This is a genomic window from Caballeronia grimmiae (genome assembly GCF_022879615.1).
In the GTDB taxonomy this organism is placed as follows: Bacteria; Pseudomonadota; Gammaproteobacteria; order Burkholderiales; family Burkholderiaceae; genus Caballeronia; species Caballeronia grimmiae.
Genome location: NZ_CP084271.1, coordinates 507643 through 533301, shown reverse-complemented (window position 1 = coordinate 533301; position 25659 = coordinate 507643). Strand labels below are relative to the sequence as shown.

The following is a 25659-nucleotide window of genomic DNA, read 5'->3' as shown; positions in this document are numbered from 1 at the left end:
TACTGACAATCCCTGGCACGCCTGGAAGGAGAAATACACATGGACTGCTCTTTTACTGTCGAGCGTTTCGAATCTTGCGCGCATGGCGGCAAGGCCGATGAAGCCATCGCAATGTTCAGCGAACTTTGTGTTCACTTGCGCGATTACCTGACCGTCGATCTGCGCAGCGTTATGGACACGTCGGGCGTCTGGCCTGCTCCGAAACAGAACTGGCTGGAAGAGCAGTTCGCAAGACGAATGGCGGCTGCGCTCGTATCGTTGATTGGAAATACGGATTTCGAGCTGACGGACGCGCAGTACTCCCAGTTGACGCGCTGCCGCCCTTTTATCCAGCACTTCCTGGGCGCTGCGCCACTGAACAACGCCGACTACGTCGCGCGAAAGTTTCTTCCTTCGGTCGAGGACGGAGCCGTCCGAGTGTCAGTTCCCGACGCGATCAAGCGGCTCAACCTTCTGTGCAATTCGGAATCGCGCCTCGCGATTGATTATTCCGTCTGCATGCGTGCCGATCCGGTATCGACGCTCAATCTCGCCATTGCGAACGCCGGTGAGTTGCTTCCCGGCAGTGCTGAAGCGCACAGCCGACGTGAAGCGTTGCTCGACTGGCTTGGTCACACGCTGGAAGAGGTTGACGACTTGCGTGATATCGACATGGCCGGGTTGGCGTATCTCTACATGAATTGCACCTATGCCGAAATCGAGCACCGGCATGCAATCAAGCGCAGCCTGAACAAGCTTACCCGTACATCTCTCGCCGGTGTTGGGCTGACCGATCTGGATATGATGCGCGGGGCTGAACGACGCGCGAATCGAGCACGCCCATTGATGCTCGTCGTGCTCGAAGCGTTCACGGACGGTCATTCCATCGTGCGCACTCATTCGCGCACCCTGCTCGCTGCGGCCGCGCGCTTCGACCTCGTGGCGATGTGTTCTCCGTCGGTCATTGGGAACGCCGGGCGCGAAATCTTCGATCGCGTCATTGAGCTTCCGGAGGACAAGCCGCTCGTCGAAGGACTCGCCATGATCCGCGACTTTGCGGAGAGAGAATGTCCGGACGTGCTCTATATGCCGAGCGTGGGAATGTCGTTGTGGACGACATCCGTCTCGAACATGCGCCTCGCGCCCTTGCAGATCGCCGGTCTGGGGCATCCCGCGACCACGCATTCCGACCGCATCGACTATGTAAGCGTCGAAGAAGATTATGTCGGGGACCCGGCATGTTTCAGCGAGGCGCTGCTGCGGCTTCCGAAAGATGGTCAGCCGTACCGGCCCTCGCAGCTCCTGGAAACGATACCGCCGAGAACGAACAAAGCGTCGAGCCATGTGCATATCGGCGTTGCGAGCAGCCTGATGAAACTTTCGCCGAGCTTCCTCAGTGCATGCAGACAGATTTTCGAGCGCAGCAAGGTCCCAGTCGTCTTTCACTTTCTGACGAGCGCCGGCGACATCGCCAGCCTCCTGCACTTGCACCGCGTGGTCTCATCGATCATTCCTCGTCAGAATATACAGATCACTGCGGGCTTGCCGTACATGAATTACATCGGTTTTCTTAACGACATGGACATGTTCCTGAGCCCCTTCCCGTTCGGCAACACGAACGGCATCGTGGATGCCTTCACGGTCGGTCTGCCGGGCGTCTGCAAGACCGGGCGGGAAGTGTTCGAGCGCATCGACGGCGCGATGTTCATGCGCGCCTACATGCCGGGGTGGCTGGTGGCGGATACGGCGGAGGAATATATCGATGCCGCAGTGAGGCTTGCGAACAATCGCGAGGAACGCGAAGCGCTGCGCAAATACATGCTCGAGAAGAACATCGTTCAGCGCTTCTTCGAAGGACGTCCGGAAGTGTTCGGAGAGATGGTGCTCGACCTCGTCGACAAGCAAAAGGCCGAACACGCGCCTCTCAGAAAGGCTTGATCACCACGAGCAAGGTTGCAGCGAGCAGCCCGAGCACGGGCAGCTCGTTGAACATGCGATACCACTTGTCGGAGCGCGTGTTCTCGCCGCGCTGAAAAATCTGCAGCAGGCGCCCGCAATAGGCGTGATAAACGATGAGCAATACAACGATGCCGAGCTTCGCGTGCAGCCAGCCTTGCCCTCGTCCGATGCCGACGCCGAGCCACAGCCAGAGCCCGCAAGCCAGCGCGGGCACCGCGATGAACGTCATGAAGCGGAACAGCTTCCTCGCCATGAGCAGCAGACGGGCGGTGGCGGCCGGATCTTTTTCCATCGCCAGATTGACGAAAATGCGCGGCAGATAGAAGAGCCCCGCAAACCACGACGCGATCAGCACAATGTGCAGCGATTTGATCCAGAGCATCGCTTGCCTTATTGACGCACTTCGCCGTGGCCCAGCACGACATATTTCAGCGACGTCAGCCCTTCCAGCCCGACGGGCCCGCGCGCATGCAGCTTGTCGTTCGAGATGCCGATTTCCGCGCCGAGCCCGAACTCGAAGCCATCGGCGAAACGCGTCGATGCGTTGACCATCACGCTCGCGGAATCGACTTCGCGGAGGAAACGCATCGCGCGGTCGTGGTCTTCGGTGACGATCGCGTCGGTGTGATGCGAGCCGTACGCGTTGATATGCTCGATCGCTTCGTCCATGTCGCCGACGATCTTCACCGCCAGCACGGGCGCAAGATATTCGGTGCTCCAGTCGGCTTCGGTAGCGTCCACGAGCGAGCCGATGTTCGCCGCTTCCAGCACCGCGCGCGATTCGGCGTCCACGCGCAATTCGACGTCCTTCGCCTGGAACGCACGCGCCAGCAACGGCAGCGCCTCGCTCGCGATACCCCGCGCGACCAGCAACGTTTCCATCGTGTTGCACGTGCCGTAGCGATGCGTCTTCGCGTTGTCGCAGATCGCGGCCGCTTTCGCGAGATCCGCGCGGTCATCGACGTACACGTGGCAGATGCCGTCGAGATGCTTGATCATCGGCACGCGCGATTCTTCCATCAGCCGTGCGATCAGGCTCTTGCCGCCGCGCGGCACGATGACGTCCACGAATTCGGTCATGGTGATCAGCTTGCCGACCGCCGCGCGATCCGCCGTCTCCACGACCTGCACCGCGTCCTGCGGCAGCCCGGCCGCCTGCAGCCCCTCGCCGATCAGCTTCGCGAGCGCCGTGTTGCATTCGAGCGCCTCGGAGCCGCCGCGCAGGATCGTCGCATTGCCGGATTTGAGACAGAGCGCCGCGGCGTCGATGGTCACGTTCGGCCGCGATTCGTAGATGATGCCGATCACGCCCAGCGGCACGCGCATCTGGCCGACCTGAATGCCGGTCGGCCGAAACTTCAGCCCGCTGATCTCGCCGATCGGATCGGCCAGCGACGCGACTTGCCGCAAGCCTTCGACCATCGTGTTCAGCGCCTTGTCGGAGAGCGTGAGGCGGTCGATGAACGCCGCGTCGTGGCCCTTCTCGCGAGCGCGCGCGAGGTCACGCGCGTTCGCGGCCTTGAGCGTCTCGCGTTCGCGCTCGATCGCGGTCGCGACTGCGACGAGCGCCGCGTTCTTCGCCGCCGTCGACGCCCGCGCCATCGCGCGGGAAGCCACGCGGGCGCGGCGGCCGAGGTCGGTCATGTATTGATCGATGTTCATCTGGGTCATTCCGTCTGCCGGTTCCGCGCGCCGGGCGCGGCGTCGCTGAAGCGTGGCGTCAGCGCGATGGGAAAGCGCGTCCGGTGCGTTGAAAGCCGGACGCTGAAACAGTCATTCTAAGCCGTGAAGCGTTTCAGCGACGCGGTCGCGCCGGTGCGGCGGCCGCTGCTTTCGATGGCGGGCCGCCCTGCGCGACGGCCATCGCCAGTTCGAACATGCCCGCCCACGGATCGGGCGGCGTTTCGGTGCCGCGTTTGCCCGCGCTACCCGACAGCCCCTTCACTTGCCGATCCAGCCGCGCCGCCAGCGACAGCGCCTTTTCCAGCGCCTCTTCCGTCACGCGCGAAAGCGCCGGGCCGATCAACCGCTCGCGCGGCCCCCAAACGCGGTTCTCGCGCAAAAGCGTGGCAAGCGGCTTGCCGGACGCGACGCCGCGCTTGATGCGCAACAGCGTCCGCACTTCTTCGACGAGCGCCCACAACACGAGCACCGCCGCCTCGCCTTCGCCCTTGAGGCCGTCGAGCATGCGCGACAGGCGGCCGACGTCGCCCGTCAGCATCGCCTCGTTGAGCTTGAACACGTCGTATCGCGCGACATTCAGCACGGCGTCGTGAATCTGCTCGAAACTCAGCACGCCTTGCGGATAGAGCAAGCCGAGTTTCTGGATTTCCTGATGCGCGGCAAGCAGGTTGCCCTCGACTCGCTCCGCGATGAAAACCAGCGCGCGCCGCCCTTCCTCGCCGGGCGCAACGCGCTGACCTTGCTGCGACAGGCGCTGGCCGACCCACATCGGCAACTGCGCGCGCTCGATCGCATCGATCTTCAGCGCGACGCCAGCGCCGCTGATCGCCGTGAACCAGGCCGACTTCTGCGTCGCCGAATCGAGACGCGGCAAGGTGACGAGCGTGACGACGTCAGGGTTGTCAGCGGCGGCGAGCGTCTTCAACGCTTCCGCGCCTTCCTTGCCGGGCTTGCCGGTGGGGATGCGCAGCTCGATGAGCTGACGGTCCCCGAAGAGCGACATCGACTGCGTCGCGCCGATGAGCGCGCTCCAGTCGAACCCTCGCTCCACGGTGAACACCGTGCGATCGGTGAAGCCGGCGGCACGCGCCGTCGCCCGGATGCGGTCGCACGCTTCCTGCGCGAGCAGGTGCTCGTCGCCATACACGACGTAGAGCCCCTTCAGGCCTTTGGCGAGGTGCGCTTCGAGCGCGTCGAGCTTCAGTTGCATGATGACCGATAGACCGATAGCCGCCGGCGATCAGAGCGGCGGCGTCGGCAACGGCGCACGCGGCGCGATGCCCGGCGTCTGCTCGCTCGGCAATGGATGCAGCGAACGCACAACGGCAAGCCGGCGCGTCAACTGATCAACCGCGTCCAACCGCATGTCGTTGTAAAGCAGCGTCGCTTCCTGCGACTTGGCGAGCGTGTACTGGTCGCTGTAGGTCATTGCACGATTCAGCGCGATCACGCTTTGCGGAATCAGCACCGTGCCGTCCGCACCGATCAGCGAGTAAGCCAGGTTGTAAGTCAGCTCATATTCCTGCACGACGCCCTGCGAGTTCAGGCTCAACGTGCCCAGCCCCTGCCCTTCGGAAAGGAAGAGCGTGGCGTCGGGTTTTTCCCAACCCTTGACGATCACCGTGTCGCTGCCGCCCTGCACCATGCGTTCGAGGCGCGCGACCATCTGCGGCACGCCGCCCGATACCGCGAGCCGCTTGAACGCATAGTCCTGCTGGCCGCGCAGCTGGAAGCCGCACGCGGACAGCGCGACCGCGCCGCCGAGAAGCGCCAGGAACGAACGCCTGCGCATGCCGGCTCCCGGCGTTGTAGTTTCGGTACGTTGCTGCACGGCTTGTCCCGTCACACTCACTCCCTTGGCTTCAGCCATCAGACGACGACGTTCACGAGACGCCCCGGCACCACGACGATTTTCTTCGGCGCGCGGCCTTCCGCGAACTTCTCGAACATCTCGTGCGCGGTCGCGGCCTTCTCGATATCTTCGCGCGATGCCGCCTTCGGGACCGTCAGCGCGCCGCGCACCTTGCCGTTCACCTGCAACACGAGCTCGATCTCCGATTGCTCGAGCGCGGCTTCGTCGACCTTCGGCCAGGGCGCGTCGAGCAGCGGACCGAACAGCTCCGCGTATCCGAGCTCCTGCCACAACTGGAAAGCGATGTGCGGCACCACCGGATACAGCACGCGCAGCAGCACGCCGAAGGTTTCGTTCAGCACGCCGGCGCTGCTGCTCTTCGCGCCTTCGAGCGCGTTGAGCATCTTCATCGCGGCGGACACGACCGTGTTGTACTGCAAGCGGCCGTAGTCGAAATCCGCTTGCTTGAGCACGCTGTAGATTTCGCGGCGCAGCGTCTTGTCGGCGTCGGTGAGCGTCGATGCATCGAGCTTGCCGTGCTGGCGCAGCGCATCGGCGTTGTCGTGGCCGAAGTGCCACACGCGGCGCAGGAACCGGCTCGCGCCTTCCACGCCCGCGCCGGACCATTCGAGCGATTGCTCCGGCGGCGCCGCGAACATCACGAAGAGACGCGCGGTATCCGCGCCGTACTGGTCGATCAGCGTCTGCGGATCGACCCCGTTGTTCTTCGATTTCGACATCTTCTCGACACCGCCCAGCACGACCGGCTGGCCGTCCGCGATCAGCGTCGCGCCGATCGGGCGGCCCTTGTCGTCGTGCGACACGACAACGTCGAGCGGGTTGTACCAGGTCTTCTTGCCGCTCGCGTCTTCGCGATAGAACGTCTCGTTGAGCACCATGCCCTGCGTGAGCAGGTTCTTCGCCGGCTCGCCGAACTTGACGAGACCCATGTCGCGCATGACCTTCGTCCAGAAGCGCGAATACAAGAGGTGAAGAATCGCGTGCTCGATACCGCCGATGTACTGGTCCATCGGCATCCAGTAATCGGTGCGCTCGTCGACCATCGTGGCGGCGTCCGGCGCGCTGTAGCGCGAGAAGTACCAGGACGAATCGACGAAGGTGTCCATCGTGTCCGTTTCGCGCTTCGCCGCCGCACCGCACTTCGGGCACGAGCAATTCAGGAACGCTTCCGACTTCGCGAGCGGATTGCCCGTGCCGTCCGGAACGAGGTCTTCGGGCAGCACGACCGGCAGATCCTTTTCCGGCACCGGCACGTCGCCGCAGTTCGGGCAGTGGATGATCGGAATCGGCGTGCCCCAGTAGCGCTGGCGCGAGATGCCCCAGTCGCGCAGACGCCACGTCACCTGCTTGTCGCCGAGGCCCTTTGCCTTCAGGTCGGCCGCGATCGCGTCGATGGCTTCCTCTGTCGTCAGGCCGTCGTACTTGCCGCTGTTCACGAGCCGGCCGGCGGTCTTGTCGGCGTACCACTCTTGCCACTCGTCGGTCGAGTAGGTCTTGCCTTCGACCGCGATGACCTGTTTGATCGGCAAGCCGTATTTCTTGGCGAACGCGAAGTCGCGCTCATCGTGCGCCGGCACGCCCATCACCGCGCCTTCGCCGTAGGACATCAGCACGTAATTGCCGATCCACACTTCGACGTTCTCGCCCGTCAGCGGATGCGTGACGAAGAAGCCGGTCGCCATGCCCTTCTTTTCCATCGTGGCGACATCCGCTTCCGCGACGCCGCCGCGCTTGCATTCCTCGATGAACGCCTGCAAATCCGCGTTGTCCCGCGCGAGGCGCGTGGCGAGCGGATGCTCCGCCGCGATGGCCGCGAAGGTCACGCCCATGATGGTATCGGCGCGCGTGGTGAACACGCGCAAGAGCTTCGATTCCCCGTCGATTTCATACGGGAAGCCGAAGTTCACGCCGAAGCTCTTGCCGATCCAGTTCTGCTGCATGATCTTGACGCGCTCGGGCCAGCCGAGGCCTTCGAGATCGTCGAGCAGTTGATCCGCGTAATCGGTGATGCGCAGGTAGTACATCGGGATTTCGCGCTTTTCCACGAGCGCGCCGGAGCGCCAGCCGCGCCCGTCGATGACCTGCTCGTTCGCGAGCACGGTCTGATCGACCGGGTCCCAGTTCACCGTGCCCGTCTTCTTGTACGCGATGCCCTTTTCCAGCATCTTCAGAAACAGCCACTGGTTCCACTTGTAGTACTCGGGCGAGCACGTGGCGACTTCGCGCGACCAGTCGATAGCGAGGCCCATCGACTGCATCTGCTTCTTCATGTACGCGATGTTGTCGTAGGTCCACTTGGCGGGCGGCACGCCGTTCGCCATCGCCGCGTTCTCGGCGGGCATGCCGAACGCGTCCCAGCCCATCGGCATCAGCGTGTTGTGGCCGTTCATGCGCAGATAACGGTACATCACGTCGTTGATGGTGTAGTTGCGCACGTGGCCCATGTGCAGCTTGCCCGACGGATACGGCAGCATCGAGACGCAATAGAACTTGGGTTTAGTCGACGTCTCGGTCGTCCGGTAGACGTCGTTCGCGCGCCAGTTGCTCTGCGCGGCGGATTCGACGTCGGCGGGTACGTATTTATCGTGCATGGTGTGTGTCTGGCTTGGAGCGAATGCGGGGAACGGACCTCGGGAACGACACGGCTGCGCACGCACATATCGCGTGGCCTTCGCTTTCGGCTTCGGTCTTCGTCGGGAATGCGGCCCCGGCGATGCGGGCGCACCGGACGGGCAAAGGGCGATTATACCGTCGCGGCAGTCCGTGCTGGCGCGCGGGACTTCGTGCGATGAGGCTTGGCGTGCGCGCGTTTCGGGTCAGGCGGCCTGGTCGGTACGCGCTGAATGCCGGGCCGCAGAGCCGAAGCACGCGCATGTCCTCGGCGGTATCGGGCGTTGCTTTAGTGGAGCTTGCCGGCGTCGCCGATGGAAAGCGGGGGACTTGCGGCGTCCCCCGCCCCGGCCAGGACGATACCGCTCAGCGCAGGCCGAGCACGTCCTGCATGTCGAAGAAGCCGGTCTCGTGCGATTCGAGGAAACGCACCGCACGCAACGCGCCCTGAGCGTAGGACAGACGGCTCGCCGACTTGTGCGTGATCTCGACGCGCTCGCCGATGCCCGCGAACAGCACCGTGTGATCGCCGACGATATCGCCGCCACGGATCGCCGAAAAACCGATGGTCGACGGATCGCGCTCGCCGGTCACGCCTTCGCGCGCATAGACGGCGCAGTCTTTCAGATCGCGGCCGAGCGCGTTCGCAACGACTTCGCCCATCGCGAGCGCGGTGCCGGATGGCGCATCGACCTTATGCCGGTGATGCGCCTCGATGATCTCGATGTCGTACCCTTGCGCGAAATGCTTCGCCGCGTACTCCAGCAGCTTGAGCGTGACGTTCACGCCGACGCTCATGTTCGGCGCGAACACCACGCCGATCTTCTCGCCCGCCTGCTTCAGTTGCGCCTTCTGCTCATCGGAAAGACCGGTCGTGCCGATGACCATCTTCACCTTGTGACGCAGCGCGGCCTCGAGATGCGCTATCGTGCCTTCAGGACGCGTGAAGTCGATCAGATAATCGGCGTCGGCGAACACGCGTTCGACGTCGTCGGTCAGCTTGACGCCTGTGTTCTTGCCCAGAAAGGCGCCCGCATCCTGTCCGAGCTGCTCGACGCCCGGACGGTCGAGCGCGCCGACGAGTTGCGCATTGGAATCGTTGAGAACGGTTTCAATCAGCATCCGGCCCATGCGGCCCGACGCCCCGGCAATGGCGATCTTCATGGCTGTCTCGTGTTGAACCGCGCGGCGACCACGCGGCTGGATGATGGGGCGCCGCACCGGAAACGCGCGGCGCGAAATCGGGCCGGGCAGCGCGAAAGCCGCGCCGTCCCGATCAGGCTGCCCGCATTACTGCGGCATGGTGAACTGCGCCTGGCCACCCGCGTTGGCAGGCGTGGGCGACGGGCTCGCCGGACCGACCGCGCTGCTGTCCGGGATGTTGATCGTCTGCGGCTTGCGCTGCAGCTGGATCTGCGAATTGCTGCCCTGACTGCCCGCGCCGGGCGCTGCGCCCGCGGTTTGCGGCACGTTAGCGCGCACCGACGATTGCGTGCGGCCTGCTGGCATTTCGACCTGCGCGGTCGCGCGATTGGCGGCCTGCGCGGCTTGCTGATTCGCGTCGCCGGCAAAAGCGGCCGACGTGTTCGGCTGCGTGGACGGCTCGCCACCCGGCGCAGTCAACGCCGGCGCCGATGCCGCCGCGGCCGACGCCGCCGCTGCGACCGCCACCGGCTTCGCGACCTTGACGCCCTTGTCGCCGTCGATTTCAGCGAGCAATTCGAGGTTCGACGGCAGATTCTCTCCGCCCGACCAGCTCACGACGCGATCGCTCGCGAAGTTCACGACGAAGTCACGCTGCTGGACGATGGACGCCGAACCACGCTTGAAGTAGAACACGTAGTCCCAGCGATCCGCGTGAAACATGTCCGTCAACAGCGGCGTGCCGAGTAGCGCGCGGACCTGATCGCGCGACATGCCGACCTGCATCTGGCTTGCTGCTTCCTGCGATACGAAGTTGCCCTGCACGACCGTGATGCGATACGGCGTGATGCTTTGCGCGATCTTCTGCGTGACGCTGTCGTACGTCGAGCAACCCGCGAGCAACGCGGCGAGGGTTGCTGCGATGATGGTTCCCCGCATGCGACGGCTCTCCCTGCAATTCGATAAAAATTTTGAGAACATTTCACCTTTCGCGCACAGCGCCAGAAGGCCGCGCTCCTCTTCACTTTTCACCCGGTGCCGCCTGGATGTCAGGATTTAGAAAAACGCATTACTATGGGAACCTTGAATTGTACTCTAGGGATGCCTAGCGATGACCAATCCCGCCGATCTCAAAAATATCGGGCTCAAGGCGACCCTGCCCCGCCTCAAGATTCTCGAGATTTTCCAACACAGTGCGGTGCGCCATCTGACCGCTGAAGACGTGTATCGCAGCCTGCTCAATGAAGAACTGGACATCGGGCTCGCCACGGTTTATCGCGTGCTGACGCAGTTCGAGCAAGCAGGCCTCTTGTCGCGAAGCAATTTCGAATCGGGCAAGGCTGTCTTCGAACTGAACGAAGGCTCGCATCACGATCACCTTGTGTGCATCGACTGCGGCCGTGTCGAAGAATTCTTCGACGCGGAGATCGAACGCCGCCAGCAATCAATCGCGAAGGAGCGCGGCTTCAAGCTGCACGAGCACGCGCTCGCGCTTTACGGCGCCTGCACGAAGGAAAACTGCCCGCATCGCAAGCACTGAGCACGACGCGCCGCTCGTTGCGGCGCGCTGCGAAAACCGCCGTCCATCCCTTCGATGGACGGCGGTTTCATTTCGTCCGTACATTCGGCGATTCGCGTGTTGCCGCATCTCGCCTGCGTTCGGCGCACGCACAAAAAAGCCGCTCCAAAGAGCGGCTCTGCACGGCTTCGATCAGGCAGCGCTTACTTGGCGTTTGCGAGCGCGACAGCCGTATCCAGCATGCGGTTCGAGAAGCCCCACTCGTTGTCGTACCAGCTCGACACCTTCACGAGACGGCCCGAAACCTTGGTCAGCGTTGCGTCGAACGTCGACGAAGCCGGGTTGTGGTTGAAGTCGACGGAGACCAGCGGCGCGTCGTTGTAGCCGAGAATGCCCTTCAGCTCGCCTTCCGACGCTTCCTTCATGATCTTGTTGACTTCTTCGACCGTCGTGTCGCGCGCGGCGATGAACGACAGATCGACCACCGACACGTTGATGGTCGGCACGCGGATCGCGTAGCCATCCAGCTTGCCGTTCAGTTCCGGCAGCACCAGGCCGACCGCCGATGCCGCGCCCGTCTTTGTCGGGATCTGGCTGTGCGTGGCCGAGCGCGCGCGGCGCAGGTCTTCGTGATACACGTCGGTCAGGACCTGATCGTTCGTGTAGGCGTGAATCGTGGTCATCAGGCCGTTGACGAGGCCGATCTTGTCGTTCAGCGGCTTGACGAGCGGCGCGAGGCAGTTCGTCGTGCACGATGCGTTGGAGATGACCGTGTCCGATGCCTTCAGCACGTTGTGGTTCACGCCGTACACGATGGTCGCGTCCACGTCCTTGCCGCCCGGCGCAGAGATGATGACCTTCTTCGCGCCGCCCTTGATGTGCGCGCTCGCCTTTTCCTTCGTCGTGAAGAAGCCGGTGCACTCCATCACCACGTCGACGTTCAGCTCGCCCCACGGCAGTTCGGCCGGGTTGCGGTTCGCCAGCACGCGGATGCGGTCGCCGTTGACGACGAGATAATCGCCGTCCACCGACACCTGGCCCGGGAACTTGCCGTGCGCCGTGTCGTACTGCGTGAGGTGCGCGTTGGTCTTGGCATCGCCGAGATCGTTGATGGCGACGATCTCGATGTCGTGCTTCTTGCCGTTTTCATACAAGGCGCGCAGCGTGTTGCGGCCGATCCGGCCGTAGCCGTTGATTGCAACGCGAATCGTCATGGTCTATCTCCTTGGCTTAAAAAACCTGCTCGCTGACGCGGTTTCACGCGGCCAGAACGGTCTTCGCCGTTGCGACGACGTTCTCCACCGTGAAGCCGAAATGCTTGAAGAGCGCACCGGCCGGCGCAGATTCGCCGAACGTGTCGATGCCCACCACGCCGCCTTCCAGGCCGACGTACTTGCGCCAGAAATCCGTCACACCCGCCTCGATCGCGACACGCGCCACGCCCTTCGGCAGCACGCGCTCGCGATATGCGGCGTCCTGCTTGTCGAATACGTTCGTGCAGGGCATCGACACGATGCGCGCCCCGATGCCTTCCTTCGCGAGCGCCTCGACCGCCTGCATCGCCAGTTGCACTTCCGAGCCGGTCGCGATGAGGATGATCTTGCGTGCGGGAATGTCGTCGTTCCAGTCGCGCAGCACATAGCCGCCCTTCGCGATGTTCGCGATCTGGATGTCGTCGCGCGGCGCGAACTGCAAGTTCTGACGGCTGAAGATCAGCGTCGACGGGCCTTCGTGCTCGATCGCATGCGTCCACGCCACCGCCGTCTCGACGGTGTCCGCCGGACGCCACGTCTGCAATTGCGGAATCAGGCGCAGGCTGGATACGTGCTCGACCGACTGGTGCGTCGGGCCGTCTTCGCCGAGGCCGATGGAGTCGTGCGTGAACACGAAGATCGAGCGCGACTTCATCAGCGCCGCGACGCGCAGCGCATTGCGGCTGTAGTCCGAGAACGTCAGGAACGTGCCGCCGAACGGACGGAAGCCGCCGTGCAGCGCGATGCCGTTGATCGCCGCCGACATGCCGAACTCCCGCACGCCGTAGTTGATGTGATTGCCCCACTGGATGCCAACGTGGCCCGCATTTGCGTTTTCCGCATCGCCGGCCGCGCGCACCGCTTTGGACGCCTTCCAGTTGGTCAGATTAGAGCCGGTCAGGTCGGCCGAACCGCCGAGCAGTTCCGGCAGCGCGGCGGCGAGACCTTCGATGGCCTGTTGCGATGCCTTGCGCGTCGCGATCGTCTCGGCACGCTGATTCGCGTCTTCGATGATCTTCGCCGCGCTCTGCTTCCAGTCGGCGGGCAACTCGCCCTTCATGCGGCGCGTGAATTCGTCCGCTTGCTGCGCGTACTTCGCGCGATAAGCGTCGAACGCCTTGTTCCAGTCGCTTTCCGCGCGCTGGCCTTGTTCCTTGCCGTCCCACGCCGCATAGACTTCCTGCGGGATGACGAACGGCTCGTAGCTCCAGCCGATCGCCGCGCGCGTGGCCGCGATCTCGTCGCCGCCGAGCGGAGCGCCGTGCGCGTCGTGACCGCCCGCCTTCGTCGGCGCGCCCTTGCCGATGACCGTGCGGCAGCAGATCAGCGTCGGCTTGTCGGACTTCTTCGCCTGCGCGATGGCGGCATCGACGGCGTCGACGTCATGGCCGTCCACGCCGCGAATCACGTTCCAGCCGTACGCTTCGAAGCGCTTCGGGGTGTCGTCGTGGAACCAGTGCTCGACGTGGCCGTCGATGGAGATGCCGTTGTCGTCGTAAAACGCGATCAGCTTGTTCAGCTTCAGCGTGCCGGCGAGCGAGCAGGCTTCGTGCGAGATGCCTTCCATCAGGCAGCCGTCGCCGAGGAAAACGTAGGTGTGGTGATCGACGATCTTGGCGTCGGTCTTGTTGAATTCAGCGGCGAGCAGCGCTTCGGCGAGCGCCATGCCCACCGCGTTGCCGACGCCCTGGCCGAGCGGACCAGTGGTCGTCTCGACGCCCGGCGTGATGCCCACTTCGGGATGGCCCGGCGTCTTCGAATGCAACTGGCGGAAGTTCTTCAACTCGCTCATCGGCAGGTCGTAGCCGGTGAGGTGCAAAAGCGCATACAACAGCATGGAACCGTGACCGTTCGACAACACGAAACGATCGCGATCGAACCAGTGCGGATTCGCCGGATTGTGCTTCAGGTGGCGCGACCACAGCGCGACGCCAATTTCAGCCATGCCCATCGGCATGCCGGGGTGACCGGAGTTGGCTTGTTGAACGGCGTCCATGGCGAGCGCGCGGATTGCGTTGGCCATGAGGGCGGTCGGGCTGGAAGTCGGGATCGTCATGTCGGGTGTCGGCGGCTACGAGAGCTTGGGGCAGGTGCTGAAATGATCCACGGTGCTTCTTGCCGCATGCCTTCGACCGATGCTTTCGCACCGGGCGCCGGCCCCGCAGCACACCATGTTTTCAGGACCGGAACGACGAGAAACGACGAGGATCGGGAGTCGGTCATTCTAACAGACCGGTCCGATTGACAGGCGCGCAACGGCGCGTCGAACGTGCGCCATCCGGCAGTTCGCCCGGGCATTCCACGTGCGACGGACGCGGCGTGCGAAGCCCGCAGGCCGCGCCGCCTGCCCGCCTCGTGGCAAAATGCCCGTCAATTGTGTGAGCAACGAAGCCTGAGGAGTACGCTCGATGACCGATCCCCGCCCCGCCGATGTCCCCTGGTTGACGCCCTACCTCACCGTGAAGGATGCGCGCGTGAGCATCGGCTTCTACGAGAAGGCGCTCGGCTTCGTGGTGCGCGACAGCGTCAACGACGACGGCACGATCATTCACGTCGAGATGACGTATCACGGACAGTTGATCGTGATGTTCGCGCCCGAAGGCGCTTACGGGTCGCAGGCGCGTACGCCGAAAAGCGCGGGCCAGACGGCGCCGCAGTCGTTCTATCTTTATGTCGACGACGTCGACGCCACGTTCGCGCAGGCGCTCGCGGTCGGCGCGAAGCCGCTGATCGAGCCGCAGGACCAGTTCTGGGGCGACCGCTTTGCCCAGATCGAAGACCCGGACGGTTATCGCTGGGCGATTGCGCGGCATCTGCGTTGAACGGTTCTCAAGTTTCTCATGCCACGTTTCTACGTTGACGGCGCGCTCCTCGCGGGCCAAACCCTTTCCCTTCCCGACGATGTCGTGCGTCACGTGCAGGTGCTTCGCCTCACGGCCGGCGACGCGATCACGCTTTTCAACGGCACGGGCGGCGAGTATCACGGCGTGCTCGTCGATATCGCCAAGAAGACGGCGCTCGTCCGTATCGACAGCCATAGCGAGCGCGAAGCCGAGCCGCCGTATCGCGTGACGCTGGCGCAAGGCGTCGCGGGCGGCGACAAGATGGACTGGCTCATCGAGAAGGCGGTGGAACTGGGCGTCGCGGGCATCGAACCGTTGATGGCCGAGCGCGGCGTCGTCAGGCTCGCGGGCGAGCGTTCGCTGCGGCGTCAGGCGCACTGGCAGGCGCTCGTGCGCGCCGCTTGCGAGCAATGCGGACGCAATCGCGTGCCGGAAGTCGCGCCGCCGCGTGATCTGCCCGCGTGGCTCGCGGCGTTGCCGGGTGCATCGGATGGCGATGTGCGCCTGTTGCTGTCGCCGCGCGCCGAAGTCTCCTTCGATGCGCTGCCCGCGGAGCCGCCGCGTGGTCGGGTGACGCTGGTGATCGGTCCGGAAGCCGGCTTTTCGCCTGCAGAAGAGAAAGAGATCATGAACGCGGGATTTTCAGCGCTCGGTCTCGGGCCGCGCGTGCTGCGCACCGAAACGGCGGGCATCGCGGTGCTGGCGGCGCTGGCCGCGCGCTGGGGCGGATGGTGACGCGCTTTCTGGCCGCTCCAACGAAAACAGCCCGATGAGCGTACTCATCGGGCTGTTCTGTATGTGACGCCGACAGTTCAGACGAACGAATAAAACACGCGGAAGGCCACGCGCCGTTCGGCCCAGAATTCGGCCGCGTCGCGGAACACATCGAGCAGCGTCTCGCGCCCTTCCTTGTCGAACTTCTGGGCGATCGGCAGTTGATCCAGCACGATCACGAAGCCCGGCTGCGAACCCGCCTTGTGGACGAGATCGGTGAGGCAGTCATACAGCGCGTCGTAGTTCTTGCCGAAATGCTTCGGGAATAGAAAGGACAGCGCGATCGTCTCCAACACTTCCTGCTTGCTCTGCGCCTGGCCGAGATACGCGTAGAGAAAATGCTGACCGAGCCGGTTGGCCTCGTCGGCGAGTTCCTGCACACGGAACGCGCGTATCGACTGCACGATGTTCGGCCGCACCGTCGCGAAAAGAGACTCCGGTTCCTCCTGAGGATGCCCCTCGGCGTCCGCGCTGTGCTGCGGATTCGGCTCGTCTTCGGGTCTGTTGTCGTGTTCTGTCATCCGTAGCCGCAATACTCGCTGGAACAGGTTGCCATCGCCGGTGGCGAAAAGATCACCCGCGACGCCGTTGTCGTGCGCGTAGATGTTGTCGCTCATGCCGTTAATCCCTAGTTATCCCGCAATGCGTTTGAAACTGGCGTAATGGTCGTCCGAGTAGTAGCAATCGTCTGTTTGCTGCTTCGGGCCACCGCATACGATCCGGCGTGCGCCGCGATCCCGCGCGCGCGGCGTGGGGACTGTGTACTCGTGGTAGTAGCCGCGGGGATGCCGCGGCAGCAAACGCTCGCGATTGCCGAACACGACGCCGTCCTTCTCATAAGGAAACGGGCCGCCCGCTTCGATCAGCCTCAGCGTCTCGACCGCTTGCCTCGGCAACTGGGCGACGCTGATTGTCCCGGGGCCTTCGCCGCGCGCCTGAGCGACGGCAGGCCGCTCCGCTTCAGAGGACGCGACTGTCGCATCCGGCCTCGCCGACGCCTTCCCCGCCTGATTCGACTGCTCCGCAAACGTGGGCGTGGACGTTGGCCGTGGAGCCGCGTCGCCGTGCGATTCATTCTTGCCGCAACCGCTCAGAACGAGACTCAGAGCGACGATACAAGCGAACGCCGATGCACGCTTCACGAAACGATTGTCCCCGCGTTGATCCGAAATTCGACGACCATGAAAGATATAAGGGTATCGCTAATGACAGGGGGAAGCAACGTTCCGCCGAATTTCGGAAATTTTTTCTCAACTTCGACTCGTGGAAGCCTAAAAGCCGGAGAAAAGACAGGAATTTTTAGCCTTTGTCTGAGTTACTTTTATCCTGTATGAGATAAAAATGCATGCCCTTGGGATCGAAACCTCTGGACCGGTTGCCTCACCTGTCGCCAGTTTCGCGCGATGCCCGCCATCGCGATTGCTCTGCATTGGGCGGCAACCCCTTGCCTCTGCCCCAAGCGTGCCAGCACCGGCACGCTTTTTTTCGCCCAAAGAAAAACGCGGCAGGAAGAACTCCTGCCGCGTTGTTTGCGGTGACACCCGAGCCGGATGCTTAGCGCGAGGCCGTCGTGTCCGCGACCAGCAGCGCCGTCATGTTGACGATGCGACGCACCGTCGCCGACGCTGTCAGCACATGCACCGGCTTCGCCGCGCCGAGCAGGATCGGCCCGATCGCGATGTTGTTGCCCGCCGCCGTCTTCAGCAGGTTGTACGAGATGTTCGCCGCGTCGATGTTCGGCAGGATCAGCAGATTCGCGTCGCCTTCGAGCGTCGATTCGGGCAGCACTTCGCGGCGCAAACGCGCGTCGAGCGCGACGTCGCCGTGCATTTCACCGTCCACGTCGAGATCGGGTGCGCGCTGCTTGAGGATCGCCAGCACGTCGCGCATCTTCTGCGCCGTCGGCGCGTTGCTCGTGCCGAAGTTCGAATGCGACAACAGCGCGATCTTCGGCAAGATGCCGAAGCGCTTCACTTCCTCCGCCGCGAGAATCGTGATTTCGGCGAGTTGCTCCGGCGTCGGATCGACGTTGACGTGCGTATCGACGATGAAAATCTGGCGGCCGGGCAGCACGAGCGCGTTCATCGCCGCGTACACGTTGCAGCCTTCCTTCTTGCCGATGACCTGATCGATGAAGTGCAGGTGACGATGCGTCGTGCTCACCGTGCCGCAGATCATGCCGTCCGCTTCGCCCTTCTTGACGAGCATCGAGCCGATCAGCGTCGTGCGGCGGCGCATTTCGAGCTTCGCCATCTGCTGGCTGATGCCCTTGCGCGCCATCATCGAGTAATAGGTTTGCCAGAAATCGCGATAGCGTTCGTCATGGTCCGTATCGACGACCGTGAAGTCGACGCCCGGCGTCAGACGCAGGCCGAACTTCGTGATGCGCTGCTGAATGACCGCCGGACGGCCGATGAGAATCGGCTTGGCGATCTTTTCGTCGACGGCGATCTGCACCGCGCGCAGCACGCGCTCCTCTTCGCCTTCCGCGAACACGATGCGCTTCTTCTCCGGCTCGACGCTGCGCGCAAGCTGGAACACGGGCTTCATCGTCGTGCCGCTGTGATACACGAACTGCTGCAGATGCTGCTCGTAGGCGTCCATGTCCTCGATGGGACGCGTCGCCACGCCGGATTCCATCGCGGCCTTCGCCACCGCCGGCGCGATCTTCACGATGAGACGCGGATCGAACGGCTTCGGAATCAGATATTCCGGACCGAACGACAAATCCTGGATGCCATAAGCCGTCGCGACGATATCGCTTTGTTCCTGACGCGCCAGTTCGGCAATCGCGTTCACGGCCGCGATTTCCATTTCCTTCGTGATCGTGGTCGCGCCTGCATCGAGCGCGCCGCGGAAGATGAACGGGAAGCACAGAACGTTGTTGACCTGATTCGGATAGTCCGTGCGGCCGGTCGCGAGCACCGCGTCGGGACGCACTTCGAGCGCGAGTTCCGGCAGGATTTCCGGCGTCGGATTAGCGAGCGCGAGAATCAGCGGCTTCGCGGCCATGCCCTTCACCATCTCCTGCTTCAGCACGCCGCCAGCCGACAGGCCGAGGAACACGTCCGCGCCTTCGATAACTTCCGCGAGCGTGCGCGCGCTGGTTTCGCGGGCGTAGCGCTCCTTGTCCGGGTCCATCAGCTCGACGCGGCCCTTGTAGACCACGCCGGCCAGATCGGTCACGTAGATGTTCTCGAGCTTCATGCCGAGATCGACGAGCAGGTCGAGACACGCGAGCGCCGCCGCGCCCGCGCCGGACGCGACGAGCTTCACTTCGCCGATGCTCTTGCCGACCACTTTCAGCCCGTTGGTGACCGCCGCCGCGACGACGATGGCCGTGCCGTGCTGGTCGTCGTGAAAGACCGGAATCTTCATGCGCTTGCGCGCTTCACGTTCGACGATGAAGCAATCCGGCGCCTTGATGTCTTCGAGATTGATGCCGCCGAAAGTCGGCTCCAGCGCGGCGATCACGTCGACGAGCTTGTGCGGATCGGTTTCGTTCAGCTCGATATCGAACACGTCGATGCCGGCGAACTTCTTGAAGAGCACTGCCTTCCCTTCCATGACCGGCTTCGACGCCAGCGGCCCGATGTTGCCGAGACCGAGCACCGCGGTGCCGTTCGTCACTACGCCGACGAGGTTGCTGCGCGCGGTAAAACGCGCGGCGTTGAGCGGATCCGCGACGATCTCCTCACATGCGAACGCCACGCCCGGCGAATACGCGAGCGCGAGATCGCGCTGGTTGATCATCTGCTTCGTCGGGGCGATCGCGATTTTCCCGGGAGTCGGGAACTCGTGATAATCGAGCGCGGCTTCGCGCAACTTCGTATTGGCGGGAGTCGTCATAAGGCGGGCTGAAAGTGCGGGAATTAGAATAGAGATTCCAACGCATTGTAGCGCCAAACCCTTACGGTTTCGGGACGGCAGTCCGTGCATTTCGGCTATAAGTGCCGTGACTGCCAAACGTCTGATCGCATGGCGCGGCAAGGCTCGCAGCGCATCGTCCTGTTTTTTCGAGATATAGGCGGCGGTTCTCGATCGTTCGGATTCCAGCCTTGTCGTTATCGCCGTTCCGTTTTTGCAGCGCACAAAAAATGACTCATTCGCCGACGATGCTCTCCGAGTTCTCTTTAATCGACCGCTTCTTCGCACGCCGCGCGAAAGCGCCCGCATCGCGTCAGGGCGACGCGCCGCTCGGCATCGGCGACGACTGCGCGCTGATTGCGCCGCCCGCCGGGCATCAGTTGGCCATCTCGACGGACATGCTGGTCGAAGGCCGCCATTTCTTCCCCGATGTCGATCCGTACGCGCTCGGTCACAAGGCGCTCGCCGTCAATCTGTCGGACCTTGCCGCGATGGGGGCGAAGCCGCACGCGTTCACGCTGGCGCTCGCGTTGCCGCGCGCCGATGAAGCGTGGCTGCAAGCGTTCAGCGACGGCTTGTTCGCGCTGGCCGACCGCTTCGGCTGCGCGCTGATCGGCGGCGACACGACGAGCGGACCGCTCAACATCTGCATCACCGTATTCGGCGATGTACCGCACCACGCGGCGCTGCGTCGCGATGCAGCGAAGCCAGGCGACGACATCTATGTTTCCGGCACGCTCGGCGACGCCCGCGCGGGCCTCGGCGCGATGCTCGGCGAATGGCAAGCGCCGGACGCTGCGGCATCGGCGTGGCGGCGCGCGCTCGAACGCCCCGAACCGCGCGTGGCGCTCGGCATGGCGCTCGGCGGCATCGCGCACGCGGCGCTCGATATCTCCGATGGCCTCGCCGGCGACCTCATGCATATCCTCAAGCGCTCGAACGTGCGCGCAACCGTCGATGCCGACGCCGTCCCCTGCTCAGACGCCGTGCGCGCCATGCCGGACGCCGCGCGCCGCCAATGCACGCTCGCGGGCGGCGACGACTACGAGCTGTGCTTCACCGCGCCGCACATCGCACGCGATGCGATCGCGCGCATCGGCGAACGCGTGGGCGTGCCGCTGACCTGCATCGGTAGAATCGAATCTTTCGGTTCGCCGGAAATCGCGTGGCGCGACGGCGCCGGCGCTCCGCTTCCTCTGATGTTGCAAGGCTTCGACCACTTTCATGCAGACTGACCCGACTCTCGCGAACGCGTCCGACCGGCCGCGTCCCGCGCCGCGCAAGGCGACCGCGCGCTTCATGCTCAACCATCCCGTGCATATTCTGTCGCTCGGCTTCGGCAGCGGGCTGTCGCCTGTCGCACCGGGCACCGTCGGCACGCTCTTCGCCTGGGCGTCGTTCGTCGTGTTCAACCGGCATCTCACGGTTGCCGAATGGGGCGCGCTGATCGTCGTCGGCTTCATTGCGGGATGCTGGTTCTGCGACTTCACGGCGAAGAGGATGGGCGTCTCGGACCCGTCGGCGGTGGTGTGGGACGAGATCATCGCGTTCTGGCTGGTGCTGCTGTTCGTCACGCCCGCGACCTTCACCGGCCAGTTGTGGGCGTTCATCGTGTTCCGCTTCTTCGACATGGTGAAGCCGCCGCCCATCCGCTATTTCGACCGCCATCTGAAAGGCGGCTTCGGCATCATGTTCGATGATCTCGTCGCGGCGTTCTTCACGCTGCTCGTAATCGCGCTGTGGCGCATGACCGTTTGATTTCATCCCTCTCTTCGAGAACACCGCCATGCCAACCGACACCGTCGTTCACCAACTCGCGATTCGCGTCAGCAACAAGCTGCGCGACGAACGACTGATGCTCGCGACCGCCGAATCGTGCACGGGCGGCATGGTCGCCGCCGCGATCACGGACATCTCGGGCAGCAGCGCGTGGTTCGAGCGCGGTTTCGTCACGTATTCGAATCTGGCGAAGACGGAGATGATCGGCGTGCCCGCCGCGCTGATCGAGCAGCACGGCGCGGTGAGCGAGCCAGTCGCGAAGGCGATGGCCGAAGGCGCGCTGCGCAACAGCCGCGCACAGGTGTCGGTGTCGATCACGGGCGTGGCCGGCCCGGCGGGCGGCAGCGACGCGAAGCCGGTCGGCACCGTCTGCTTCGCGTGGAGCAACCGGCTGCATACGGCATTCGAGACGCTGCACTTCAAAGGCGATCGCGAGCAGGTGCGAACGCAGGCGGCGGCGCATGCGCTGAGAGGCTTGCTGGAGTTTCTCGAACAGCGCGAGCGATGAGCGGCGAGCGGCCCGAGGATGCGGGCGCAGTGGCCCGCTTCCCGGACGAATACATTCAGGCGCTCTTCACGCCGATCTCCGGCGCGTGAGCGTGCGGTTCATCGATACGCGTTGATCGTATCGCGCGTCTTCTTCGCGGCAACGGCCGCGGCGTCGGCGTAGTCATCGCCCTTCCCGGCGTAAATGATCGCCCGCGAAGAGTTGATGAGCATACCGGCGCCGTTCACCGTGCGGCCTGCGCGCACGGTCGCTTCGACATCGCCGCCTTGCGCGCCGATGCCGGGAATCAGCAGCGGCATATCGCCGACGATGCCCCGCACCGCTTCGATCTCCTTCGGAAACGTCGCGCCGACGACGAGGCCGAGCTGGCCCTGATCGTTCCACTTCGTCGCTGCGAGCTTCGCCACGACCTGATACAGCGGCTGACCATCGGACGTCGTCAGGAATTGCAGGTCCGAGCCGCCCGGGTTCGACGTGCGGCACAGCACGATGACGCCCTTTCCCTCATGCGCGAGATACGGCTCGATCGAATCGAAGCCCATGTACGGATTGACCGTCACGGCATCGGCCTTGTAGCGCTCGAAGGCTTCCTTTGCGTATTGCTCCGCCGTGCTGCCGATGTCGCCGCGCTTTGCATCGAGAATCACCGGAATGCCGGGATGCTTTTCGTGGATATGCGCGATCAGCGCTTCGAGCTGGTCTTCCGCGCGATGCGCCGCGAAGTATGCAATCTGCGGCTTGAACGACGACGCGTACGGCGCGGTGGCGTCGGCGATGGTCTTGCAGAACTCGAAGATCGCGTCGGCGCGGCCGTTGAGCGCGCCCGGAAACTTCGACGGCTCGGGATCGAGGCCGACGCACAGGAGCGATTGAGTCCGCGACCACGCGGCGTTGAGAGATTGGATGAAGGACATGTGAGGAGTCGGTGAACGTCGGTGGCACGCATTTTAACGTGACGCAACCGCCGTATTCCTGGTCCGGCTCACCGCGCCGGCGCCGCGCGGCCGCGCGCCTTCGATCCCGCTCCCGCCCGCGTGCGCGGCCTCCCGCGACGTGCGGCCTCGCCCGTGCGCTCGACGGTGAAGCGAAACTCCCGCGCCAGCCGCTCGCCCGGCGCGAGCACGGTCATCCCGTGCGCCTCGCCGCCGCCGGGCAGATTCACCGCGTTGATCGGATGATCGACCGGCTCGAAACAGAAGAAGTCCTCGCCGGGCGGCGCATAGAGCACGTAGTAATCGGTATCGGCGGCGATCGTGAGCGACAGGCGGCGCTTCGGCCACAGCACGCTCGTGCGTCCGCTCCAGCCGGTGAACGCGTTGTTCACCATTTCCGATGGCATCGGATAAGCGACGCCGAATTGCCACGCAGGCGGCGCGGGAACGTGACGCACCGGCAGCCAGTCGTCGCCGCATAGCCAAAGGCCGCCCGCCGCGGCGGATAGTTCGGTATCGGCTTCGCGCATCAAAAACGGATGCAACCCGAGACCGAAGGGCAGCGCTGCATCGCCGGTATTGCGCACTTCCAGCGTGACGACGAGCGTCGCGTCTTCGAGCGCGTAAGTCTGCGCCGCGTGAAACGAGTACGGCTTGCCGTCGTGGCGATCAAGCGTCAGGCGCGCGCGCGTCGCCTCTTCCTCTTCGACCTCCCATGCGCCGAGCCAGCCGTCGCCATGCAGCGGCAGCGGTTCGTCGGGACGATTCGGCGGCACGTCGACCGCGCGCCCGGAAAACTGAAAATGCCCGTTGCCGATGCGGTTCGAATACGGCAAGAGCGGATAGCACGCGAGTTCGTTCGGGTCAGTGCCGGGACCCGGATCGGCGCACGGCCGGAAGATCGGCACGAGCACGCCTTCGTGACGCCAGTCGAAACGCGTGATGCCGCCGCCGAGCGCCGGCGCGACGTCGAGCCGCAAGTGCGCGTTCACCAGCGTGATGCAGCCTTCGACGTCCGCGCCGCCCATCGCCACGACCGCGGTGTGCGGACCGGGGCGGATCGGCGGTTCGGAGGCAGCGGCGAGGCGCGAGCGGCGAGCATTCGCCTGCGCGGTGGATGTCGTCGATGCGGATTTCAGCCTTTGCTCCGTGCGCGCAACAGTCATGACTCGTGCTCCATCGAGAGGCGACCGACCCGGCATCGCCGGGGCCAGAGCGGGCGGCGCGTCAGTGCGCGCCGCCTCGTTTTGTCCGTTCAGCTTGCCGCGAAGACCGGTTCCGCGATGCCGCGCACGCCGGGCTGCGCGGTGAAGATGCCGCCCGCGTGCGGATCGGCGTCGAGCGCATCGTCGTCCAGACCGGCGCGCGCCGTCGTGATGAAAAGCGTATCGAGCGATGCCCCGCCGAACGCGACGCAACTCGGCTGCGCGCTCGGCACCGCGATGCGCGCCGTCTCGCGGCCATCGGGCGCATAACGCACGACGCGCCGGCCGGCCCATTGCGCGTTCCACAGGCCGCCGTCGGCATCGACGATCGAGCCATCGGGGAAGCCCGTGTCATCGGACAGTTCGACGAACACGCGTTGATTGCCGAAGTCCGGATAATCGCACGCGCGGATGTGACGCGTCGGCGTGTCGCAGTAATACATCGTCGCGCCGTCCGGGCTGAACGCCGTGCTGTTGTTGATCGCGAAATCGCCGAGCGGCAGGCGTTCCAGCGACAAGTCCAGATTCAGCCGATACATCCCGCCGATGGGTTGCGCGTCGTCGACATCGTGCTTGGTGCCGAACACGAAGCGCCCTTCACGATCGCAGCGGCCATCGTTGAGGCGCGTCGGCAGCTGCGCTTCCACTTCGACGATCGTCTCGATCTTCCCCGACGCGATCTCGAAGAACGCGAGCCGCGACGCGAGACCCAGCAACAAGACGTTCGGATCGGCGCACAACGCGAAGCAGGCAAGGCGTTCGGGCATCGCGAACGATGCCGTCGCGCCGTCGCGCGGGTCGTAGCGCCACAGGCGCTTGCCTTCGATATCCGTCCACCAGAAGCGCCCGCTCGCGGCGCACCACGTCGCGCCTTCGCCGAGTTCGCACCGGCTGTCGATCAGAAGCTGCGCATCCATCGCGTGCGCGCTGTTCATCAGGACCACCCTGCATCGACGATCATGTCCTGCGCCGTCATCATGCTGCTGTCGTCGGACGCGAGGAACAGCGCCGCGCGCGCGAGGTGATGCGGCAGCAGTTCACCGTCGATGCACTGCCCTTGCTTTAGCGCGAGCTTGCCGGCTTCGTCGAACCACAGCCGCTTCTGCTTCTCGGTCAGCACCCAGCCCGGCACGAGCGTATTGACGCGAATGCCGAACTTGCCGACATCGCGCGCGAGGCCGCGCGTCATGCCCTGCACCGCCGATTTCGCCGTCAGATACACCGGCATGCCGCTGTTCTTCAGCATCCAGCTGACGGAGCCGAGATTGATGATCGAGCCGCCGCCCAGTTGCTTCATGTCGTAGATGACCGCCTGCGCCGCGAAGAACTGATGGCGGACGTTCACCGCGATGCACGCATCGTAGTACTCGGGCGTCACGTCCGCGATCGCATGGCGCTGGTCGTTGGCCGCGTTGTTCACGAGCACGCCGATCGGCCCGAGCGCGCTGCGCACATCGGCGATGCCCTGACGCAATGCGCCGATGTCGGTGAGATCGACGCGCAGGAACATCGGGCGCACTCGGTCCGCGCCCGGCGATGCGCCGAGCTGGTCCGCGAGCGCTTCGCCCGCGCTGGTGTCGATATCGAAGAATGCGACTTTTGCGCCCTGATCGAAGAAGTGTTCGACGAAGGCCGCGCCGATGCCGGTCGCGCCGCCGGTGACGAGCACCGTCTTGCCGGCGAGGCTCGGATAGCGCGCAAGTTTGCTGTCGATTGCCATATCTCTTCCTGA

23 protein-coding genes are annotated in these 25659 nt (G+C 64.3%); 7 read left to right on the top strand and 16 right to left on the bottom strand.

What is annotated here, in order from left to right; all coding sequences use genetic code 11:
- Positions 1–39 precede the first annotated feature (39 nt).
- A complete protein-coding gene (locus tag LDZ21_RS02590; protein ID WP_244794078.1) occupies positions 40–1917 on the top strand; it encodes a tetratricopeptide repeat protein in 1878 nt (625 codons plus the stop codon).
- On the opposite strand, the gene LDZ21_RS02585 is transcribed toward LDZ21_RS02590, so the two are convergent.
- The 7 genes from LDZ21_RS02585 to LDZ21_RS02555 all read right to left on the bottom strand — a co-directional run bounded on the left by LDZ21_RS02585 (position 1904) and on the right by LDZ21_RS02555 (position 10186).
- Positions 1904–2320, bottom strand: coding sequence for a CopD family protein (locus LDZ21_RS02585; protein ID WP_244794076.1), 417 nt, complete (start codon positions 2318–2320; stop codon positions 1904–1906). The genes LDZ21_RS02590 and LDZ21_RS02585 overlap by 14 nt on opposite strands.
- Before the next feature lie 8 nt (positions 2321–2328).
- On the bottom strand, positions 2329–3600 hold the full coding sequence (locus LDZ21_RS02580; protein WP_244794074.1) for a glutamate-5-semialdehyde dehydrogenase: 1272 nt from the start codon (positions 3598–3600) through the stop codon (positions 2329–2331).
- A gap of 133 nt (positions 3601–3733) precedes the next feature.
- Complete coding sequence (holA, locus tag LDZ21_RS02575; RefSeq protein ID WP_244794072.1) at positions 3734–4831, bottom strand: DNA polymerase III subunit delta; 1098 nt, start codon at positions 4829–4831, stop codon at positions 3734–3736.
- 30 nt (positions 4832–4861) lie between these two features.
- Positions 4862–5413: an LPS-assembly lipoprotein LptE gene (locus tag LDZ21_RS02570; protein ID WP_244794070.1), complete on the bottom strand. Its 552-nt coding sequence runs from the start codon at positions 5411–5413 to the stop codon at positions 4862–4864.
- Between the two features lie 77 nt (positions 5414–5490).
- Complete coding sequence (gene leuS, locus LDZ21_RS02565) at positions 5491–8085, bottom strand: leucine--tRNA ligase (protein WP_244794069.1); 2595 nt, start codon at positions 8083–8085, stop codon at positions 5491–5493.
- A gap of 385 nt (positions 8086–8470) precedes the next feature.
- Complete coding sequence (gene dapB / locus LDZ21_RS02560) at positions 8471–9268, bottom strand: 4-hydroxy-tetrahydrodipicolinate reductase (protein ID WP_244794067.1); 798 nt, start codon at positions 9266–9268, stop codon at positions 8471–8473.
- A 126-nt stretch (positions 9269–9394) separates the two neighbouring features.
- Positions 9395–10186 (bottom strand): outer membrane protein assembly factor BamE, encoded by a 792-nt coding sequence (locus tag LDZ21_RS02555; protein WP_244794065.1) that lies wholly within the window; start codon positions 10184–10186, stop codon positions 9395–9397.
- Positions 10187–10358: 172 nt separating this feature from the next.
- Here LDZ21_RS02555 and fur point away from each other — a divergent pair, with 172 nt between their 5' ends.
- The gene (gene fur, locus LDZ21_RS02550) at positions 10359–10787 is read left to right on the top strand and encodes a ferric iron uptake transcriptional regulator (protein ID WP_244794063.1); all 429 of its coding nucleotides are present in this window, start codon (positions 10359–10361) and stop codon (positions 10785–10787) included.
- Between the two features lie 182 nt (positions 10788–10969).
- Here the strand turns inward: fur and gap are convergent, their stop codons facing one another.
- Positions 10970–11980 carry a type I glyceraldehyde-3-phosphate dehydrogenase gene (gene gap / locus LDZ21_RS02545; RefSeq protein WP_035966755.1) on the bottom strand — a complete coding sequence of 337 codons (1011 nt, stop codon included), beginning with the start codon at positions 11978–11980 and terminating at the stop codon, positions 10970–10972.
- Positions 11981–12023: 43 nt separating this feature from the next.
- A complete protein-coding gene (gene tkt / locus LDZ21_RS02540; protein ID WP_244794061.1) occupies positions 12024–14075 on the bottom strand; it encodes a transketolase in 2052 nt (683 codons plus the stop codon).
- A 352-nt stretch (positions 14076–14427) separates the two neighbouring features.
- Here tkt and LDZ21_RS02535 point away from each other — a divergent pair, with 352 nt between their 5' ends.
- Positions 14428–14841, top strand: coding sequence for a VOC family protein (locus LDZ21_RS02535; RefSeq protein WP_244794059.1), 414 nt, complete (start codon positions 14428–14430; stop codon positions 14839–14841).
- A gap of 18 nt (positions 14842–14859) precedes the next feature.
- Positions 14860–15597, top strand: coding sequence for a 16S rRNA (uracil(1498)-N(3))-methyltransferase (locus tag LDZ21_RS02530; RefSeq protein WP_244794057.1), 738 nt, complete (start codon positions 14860–14862; stop codon positions 15595–15597).
- Between the two features lie 77 nt (positions 15598–15674).
- On the opposite strand, the gene LDZ21_RS02525 is transcribed toward LDZ21_RS02530, so the two are convergent.
- From LDZ21_RS02525 to LDZ21_RS02515, 3 genes are all read right to left on the bottom strand, one after another.
- On the bottom strand, positions 15675–16253 hold the full coding sequence (locus tag LDZ21_RS02525) for a barstar family protein (RefSeq protein ID WP_244794055.1): 579 nt from the start codon (positions 16251–16253) through the stop codon (positions 15675–15677).
- A gap of 15 nt (positions 16254–16268) precedes the next feature.
- Positions 16269–16778 carry a ribonuclease gene (locus LDZ21_RS02520; RefSeq protein WP_244794053.1) on the bottom strand — a complete coding sequence of 170 codons (510 nt, stop codon included), beginning with the start codon at positions 16776–16778 and terminating at the stop codon, positions 16269–16271.
- A 412-nt stretch (positions 16779–17190) separates the two neighbouring features.
- Positions 17191–19485 (bottom strand): NADP-dependent malic enzyme, encoded by a 2295-nt coding sequence (locus tag LDZ21_RS02515; protein WP_244794051.1) that lies wholly within the window; start codon positions 19483–19485, stop codon positions 17191–17193.
- A gap of 266 nt (positions 19486–19751) precedes the next feature.
- Here LDZ21_RS02515 and thiL point away from each other — a divergent pair, with 266 nt between their 5' ends.
- From thiL to LDZ21_RS02500, 3 genes are read left to right on the top strand one after another with little or no spacing between them, the layout of a single operon-like run.
- Positions 19752–20738, top strand: coding sequence for a thiamine-phosphate kinase (gene thiL, locus LDZ21_RS02510; protein WP_244794747.1), 987 nt, complete (start codon positions 19752–19754; stop codon positions 20736–20738).
- Complete coding sequence (locus LDZ21_RS02505; protein WP_244794050.1) at positions 20728–21261, top strand: phosphatidylglycerophosphatase A family protein; 534 nt, start codon at positions 20728–20730, stop codon at positions 21259–21261. Before thiL ends, LDZ21_RS02505 begins: the two co-directional genes overlap by 11 nt.
- 28 nt (positions 21262–21289) lie before the next feature.
- The gene (locus tag LDZ21_RS02500; protein ID WP_035966765.1) at positions 21290–21790 is read left to right on the top strand and encodes a CinA family protein; all 501 of its coding nucleotides are present in this window, start codon (positions 21290–21292) and stop codon (positions 21788–21790) included.
- 98 nt (positions 21791–21888) lie between these two features.
- On the opposite strand, the gene pyrF is transcribed toward LDZ21_RS02500, so the two are convergent.
- The 4 genes from pyrF to LDZ21_RS02480 form a co-directional block, all read right to left on the bottom strand.
- Entirely contained in the window at positions 21889–22704 is an 816-nt protein-coding gene (gene pyrF / locus LDZ21_RS02495; protein ID WP_244794048.1) for an orotidine-5'-phosphate decarboxylase, read from the bottom strand.
- A 68-nt stretch (positions 22705–22772) separates the two neighbouring features.
- The gene (locus LDZ21_RS02490) at positions 22773–23888 is read right to left on the bottom strand and encodes an aldose 1-epimerase (protein ID WP_244794046.1); all 1116 of its coding nucleotides are present in this window, start codon (positions 23886–23888) and stop codon (positions 22773–22775) included.
- Between the two features lie 89 nt (positions 23889–23977).
- Positions 23978–24862 (bottom strand): SMP-30/gluconolactonase/LRE family protein, encoded by an 885-nt coding sequence (locus LDZ21_RS02485; RefSeq protein ID WP_244794044.1) that lies wholly within the window; start codon positions 24860–24862, stop codon positions 23978–23980.
- A complete protein-coding gene (locus LDZ21_RS02480) occupies positions 24862–25647 on the bottom strand; it encodes an SDR family NAD(P)-dependent oxidoreductase (RefSeq protein ID WP_244794042.1) in 786 nt (261 codons plus the stop codon). The genes LDZ21_RS02485 and LDZ21_RS02480 overlap by 1 nt, the downstream gene beginning before the upstream one ends.
- Positions 25648–25659 lie beyond the last annotated feature (12 nt).

Bases quoted from the DNA above. Each gene is read 5' to 3' on its own strand.
- LDZ21_RS02590 (WP_244794078.1), top strand. From the start codon at position 40: ATGGACTGCTCTTTTACTGTCGAGCGTTTCGAATCTTGCGCGCATGGC.
- LDZ21_RS02585 (WP_244794076.1), bottom strand. From the start codon at position 2,320: ATGCTCTGGATCAAATCGCTGCACATTGTGCTGATCGCGTCGTGGTTT.
- LDZ21_RS02580 (WP_244794074.1), bottom strand. From the start codon at position 3,600: ATGAACATCGATCAATACATGACCGACCTCGGCCGCCGCGCCCGCGTG.
- holA (WP_244794072.1), bottom strand. From the start codon at position 4,831: ATGCAACTGAAGCTCGACGCGCTCGAAGCGCACCTCGCCAAAGGCCTG.
- LDZ21_RS02570 (WP_244794070.1), bottom strand. From the start codon at position 5,413: ATGCGCAGGCGTTCGTTCCTGGCGCTTCTCGGCGGCGCGGTCGCGCTG.
- leuS (WP_244794069.1), bottom strand. From the start codon at position 8,085: ATGCACGATAAATACGTACCCGCCGACGTCGAATCCGCCGCGCAGAGC.
- dapB (WP_244794067.1), bottom strand. From the start codon at position 9,268: ATGAAGATCGCCATTGCCGGGGCGTCGGGCCGCATGGGCCGGATGCTG.
- LDZ21_RS02555 (WP_244794065.1), bottom strand. From the start codon at position 10,186: ATGCGGGGAACCATCATCGCAGCAACCCTCGCCGCGTTGCTCGCGGGT.
- fur (WP_244794063.1), top strand. From the start codon at position 10,359: ATGACCAATCCCGCCGATCTCAAAAATATCGGGCTCAAGGCGACCCTG.
- gap (WP_035966755.1), bottom strand. From the start codon at position 11,980: ATGACGATTCGCGTTGCAATCAACGGCTACGGCCGGATCGGCCGCAAC.
- tkt (WP_244794061.1), bottom strand. From the start codon at position 14,075: ATGACGATCCCGACTTCCAGCCCGACCGCCCTCATGGCCAACGCAATC.
- LDZ21_RS02535 (WP_244794059.1), top strand. From the start codon at position 14,428: ATGACCGATCCCCGCCCCGCCGATGTCCCCTGGTTGACGCCCTACCTC.
- LDZ21_RS02530 (WP_244794057.1), top strand. From the start codon at position 14,860: ATGCCACGTTTCTACGTTGACGGCGCGCTCCTCGCGGGCCAAACCCTT.
- LDZ21_RS02525 (WP_244794055.1), bottom strand. From the start codon at position 16,253: ATGAGCGACAACATCTACGCGCACGACAACGGCGTCGCGGGTGATCTT.
- LDZ21_RS02515 (WP_244794051.1), bottom strand. From the start codon at position 19,485: ATGACGACTCCCGCCAATACGAAGTTGCGCGAAGCCGCGCTCGATTAT.
- thiL (WP_244794747.1), top strand. From the start codon at position 19,752: ATGCTCTCCGAGTTCTCTTTAATCGACCGCTTCTTCGCACGCCGCGCG.
- LDZ21_RS02505 (WP_244794050.1), top strand. From the start codon at position 20,728: ATGCAGACTGACCCGACTCTCGCGAACGCGTCCGACCGGCCGCGTCCC.
- LDZ21_RS02500 (WP_035966765.1), top strand. From the start codon at position 21,290: ATGCCAACCGACACCGTCGTTCACCAACTCGCGATTCGCGTCAGCAAC.
- pyrF (WP_244794048.1), bottom strand. From the start codon at position 22,704: ATGTCCTTCATCCAATCTCTCAACGCCGCGTGGTCGCGGACTCAATCG.
- LDZ21_RS02490 (WP_244794046.1), bottom strand. From the start codon at position 23,888: ATGACTGTTGCGCGCACGGAGCAAAGGCTGAAATCCGCATCGACGACA.
- LDZ21_RS02485 (WP_244794044.1), bottom strand. From the start codon at position 24,862: ATGAACAGCGCGCACGCGATGGATGCGCAGCTTCTGATCGACAGCCGG.
- LDZ21_RS02480 (WP_244794042.1), bottom strand. From the start codon at position 25,647: ATGGCAATCGACAGCAAACTTGCGCGCTATCCGAGCCTCGCCGGCAAG.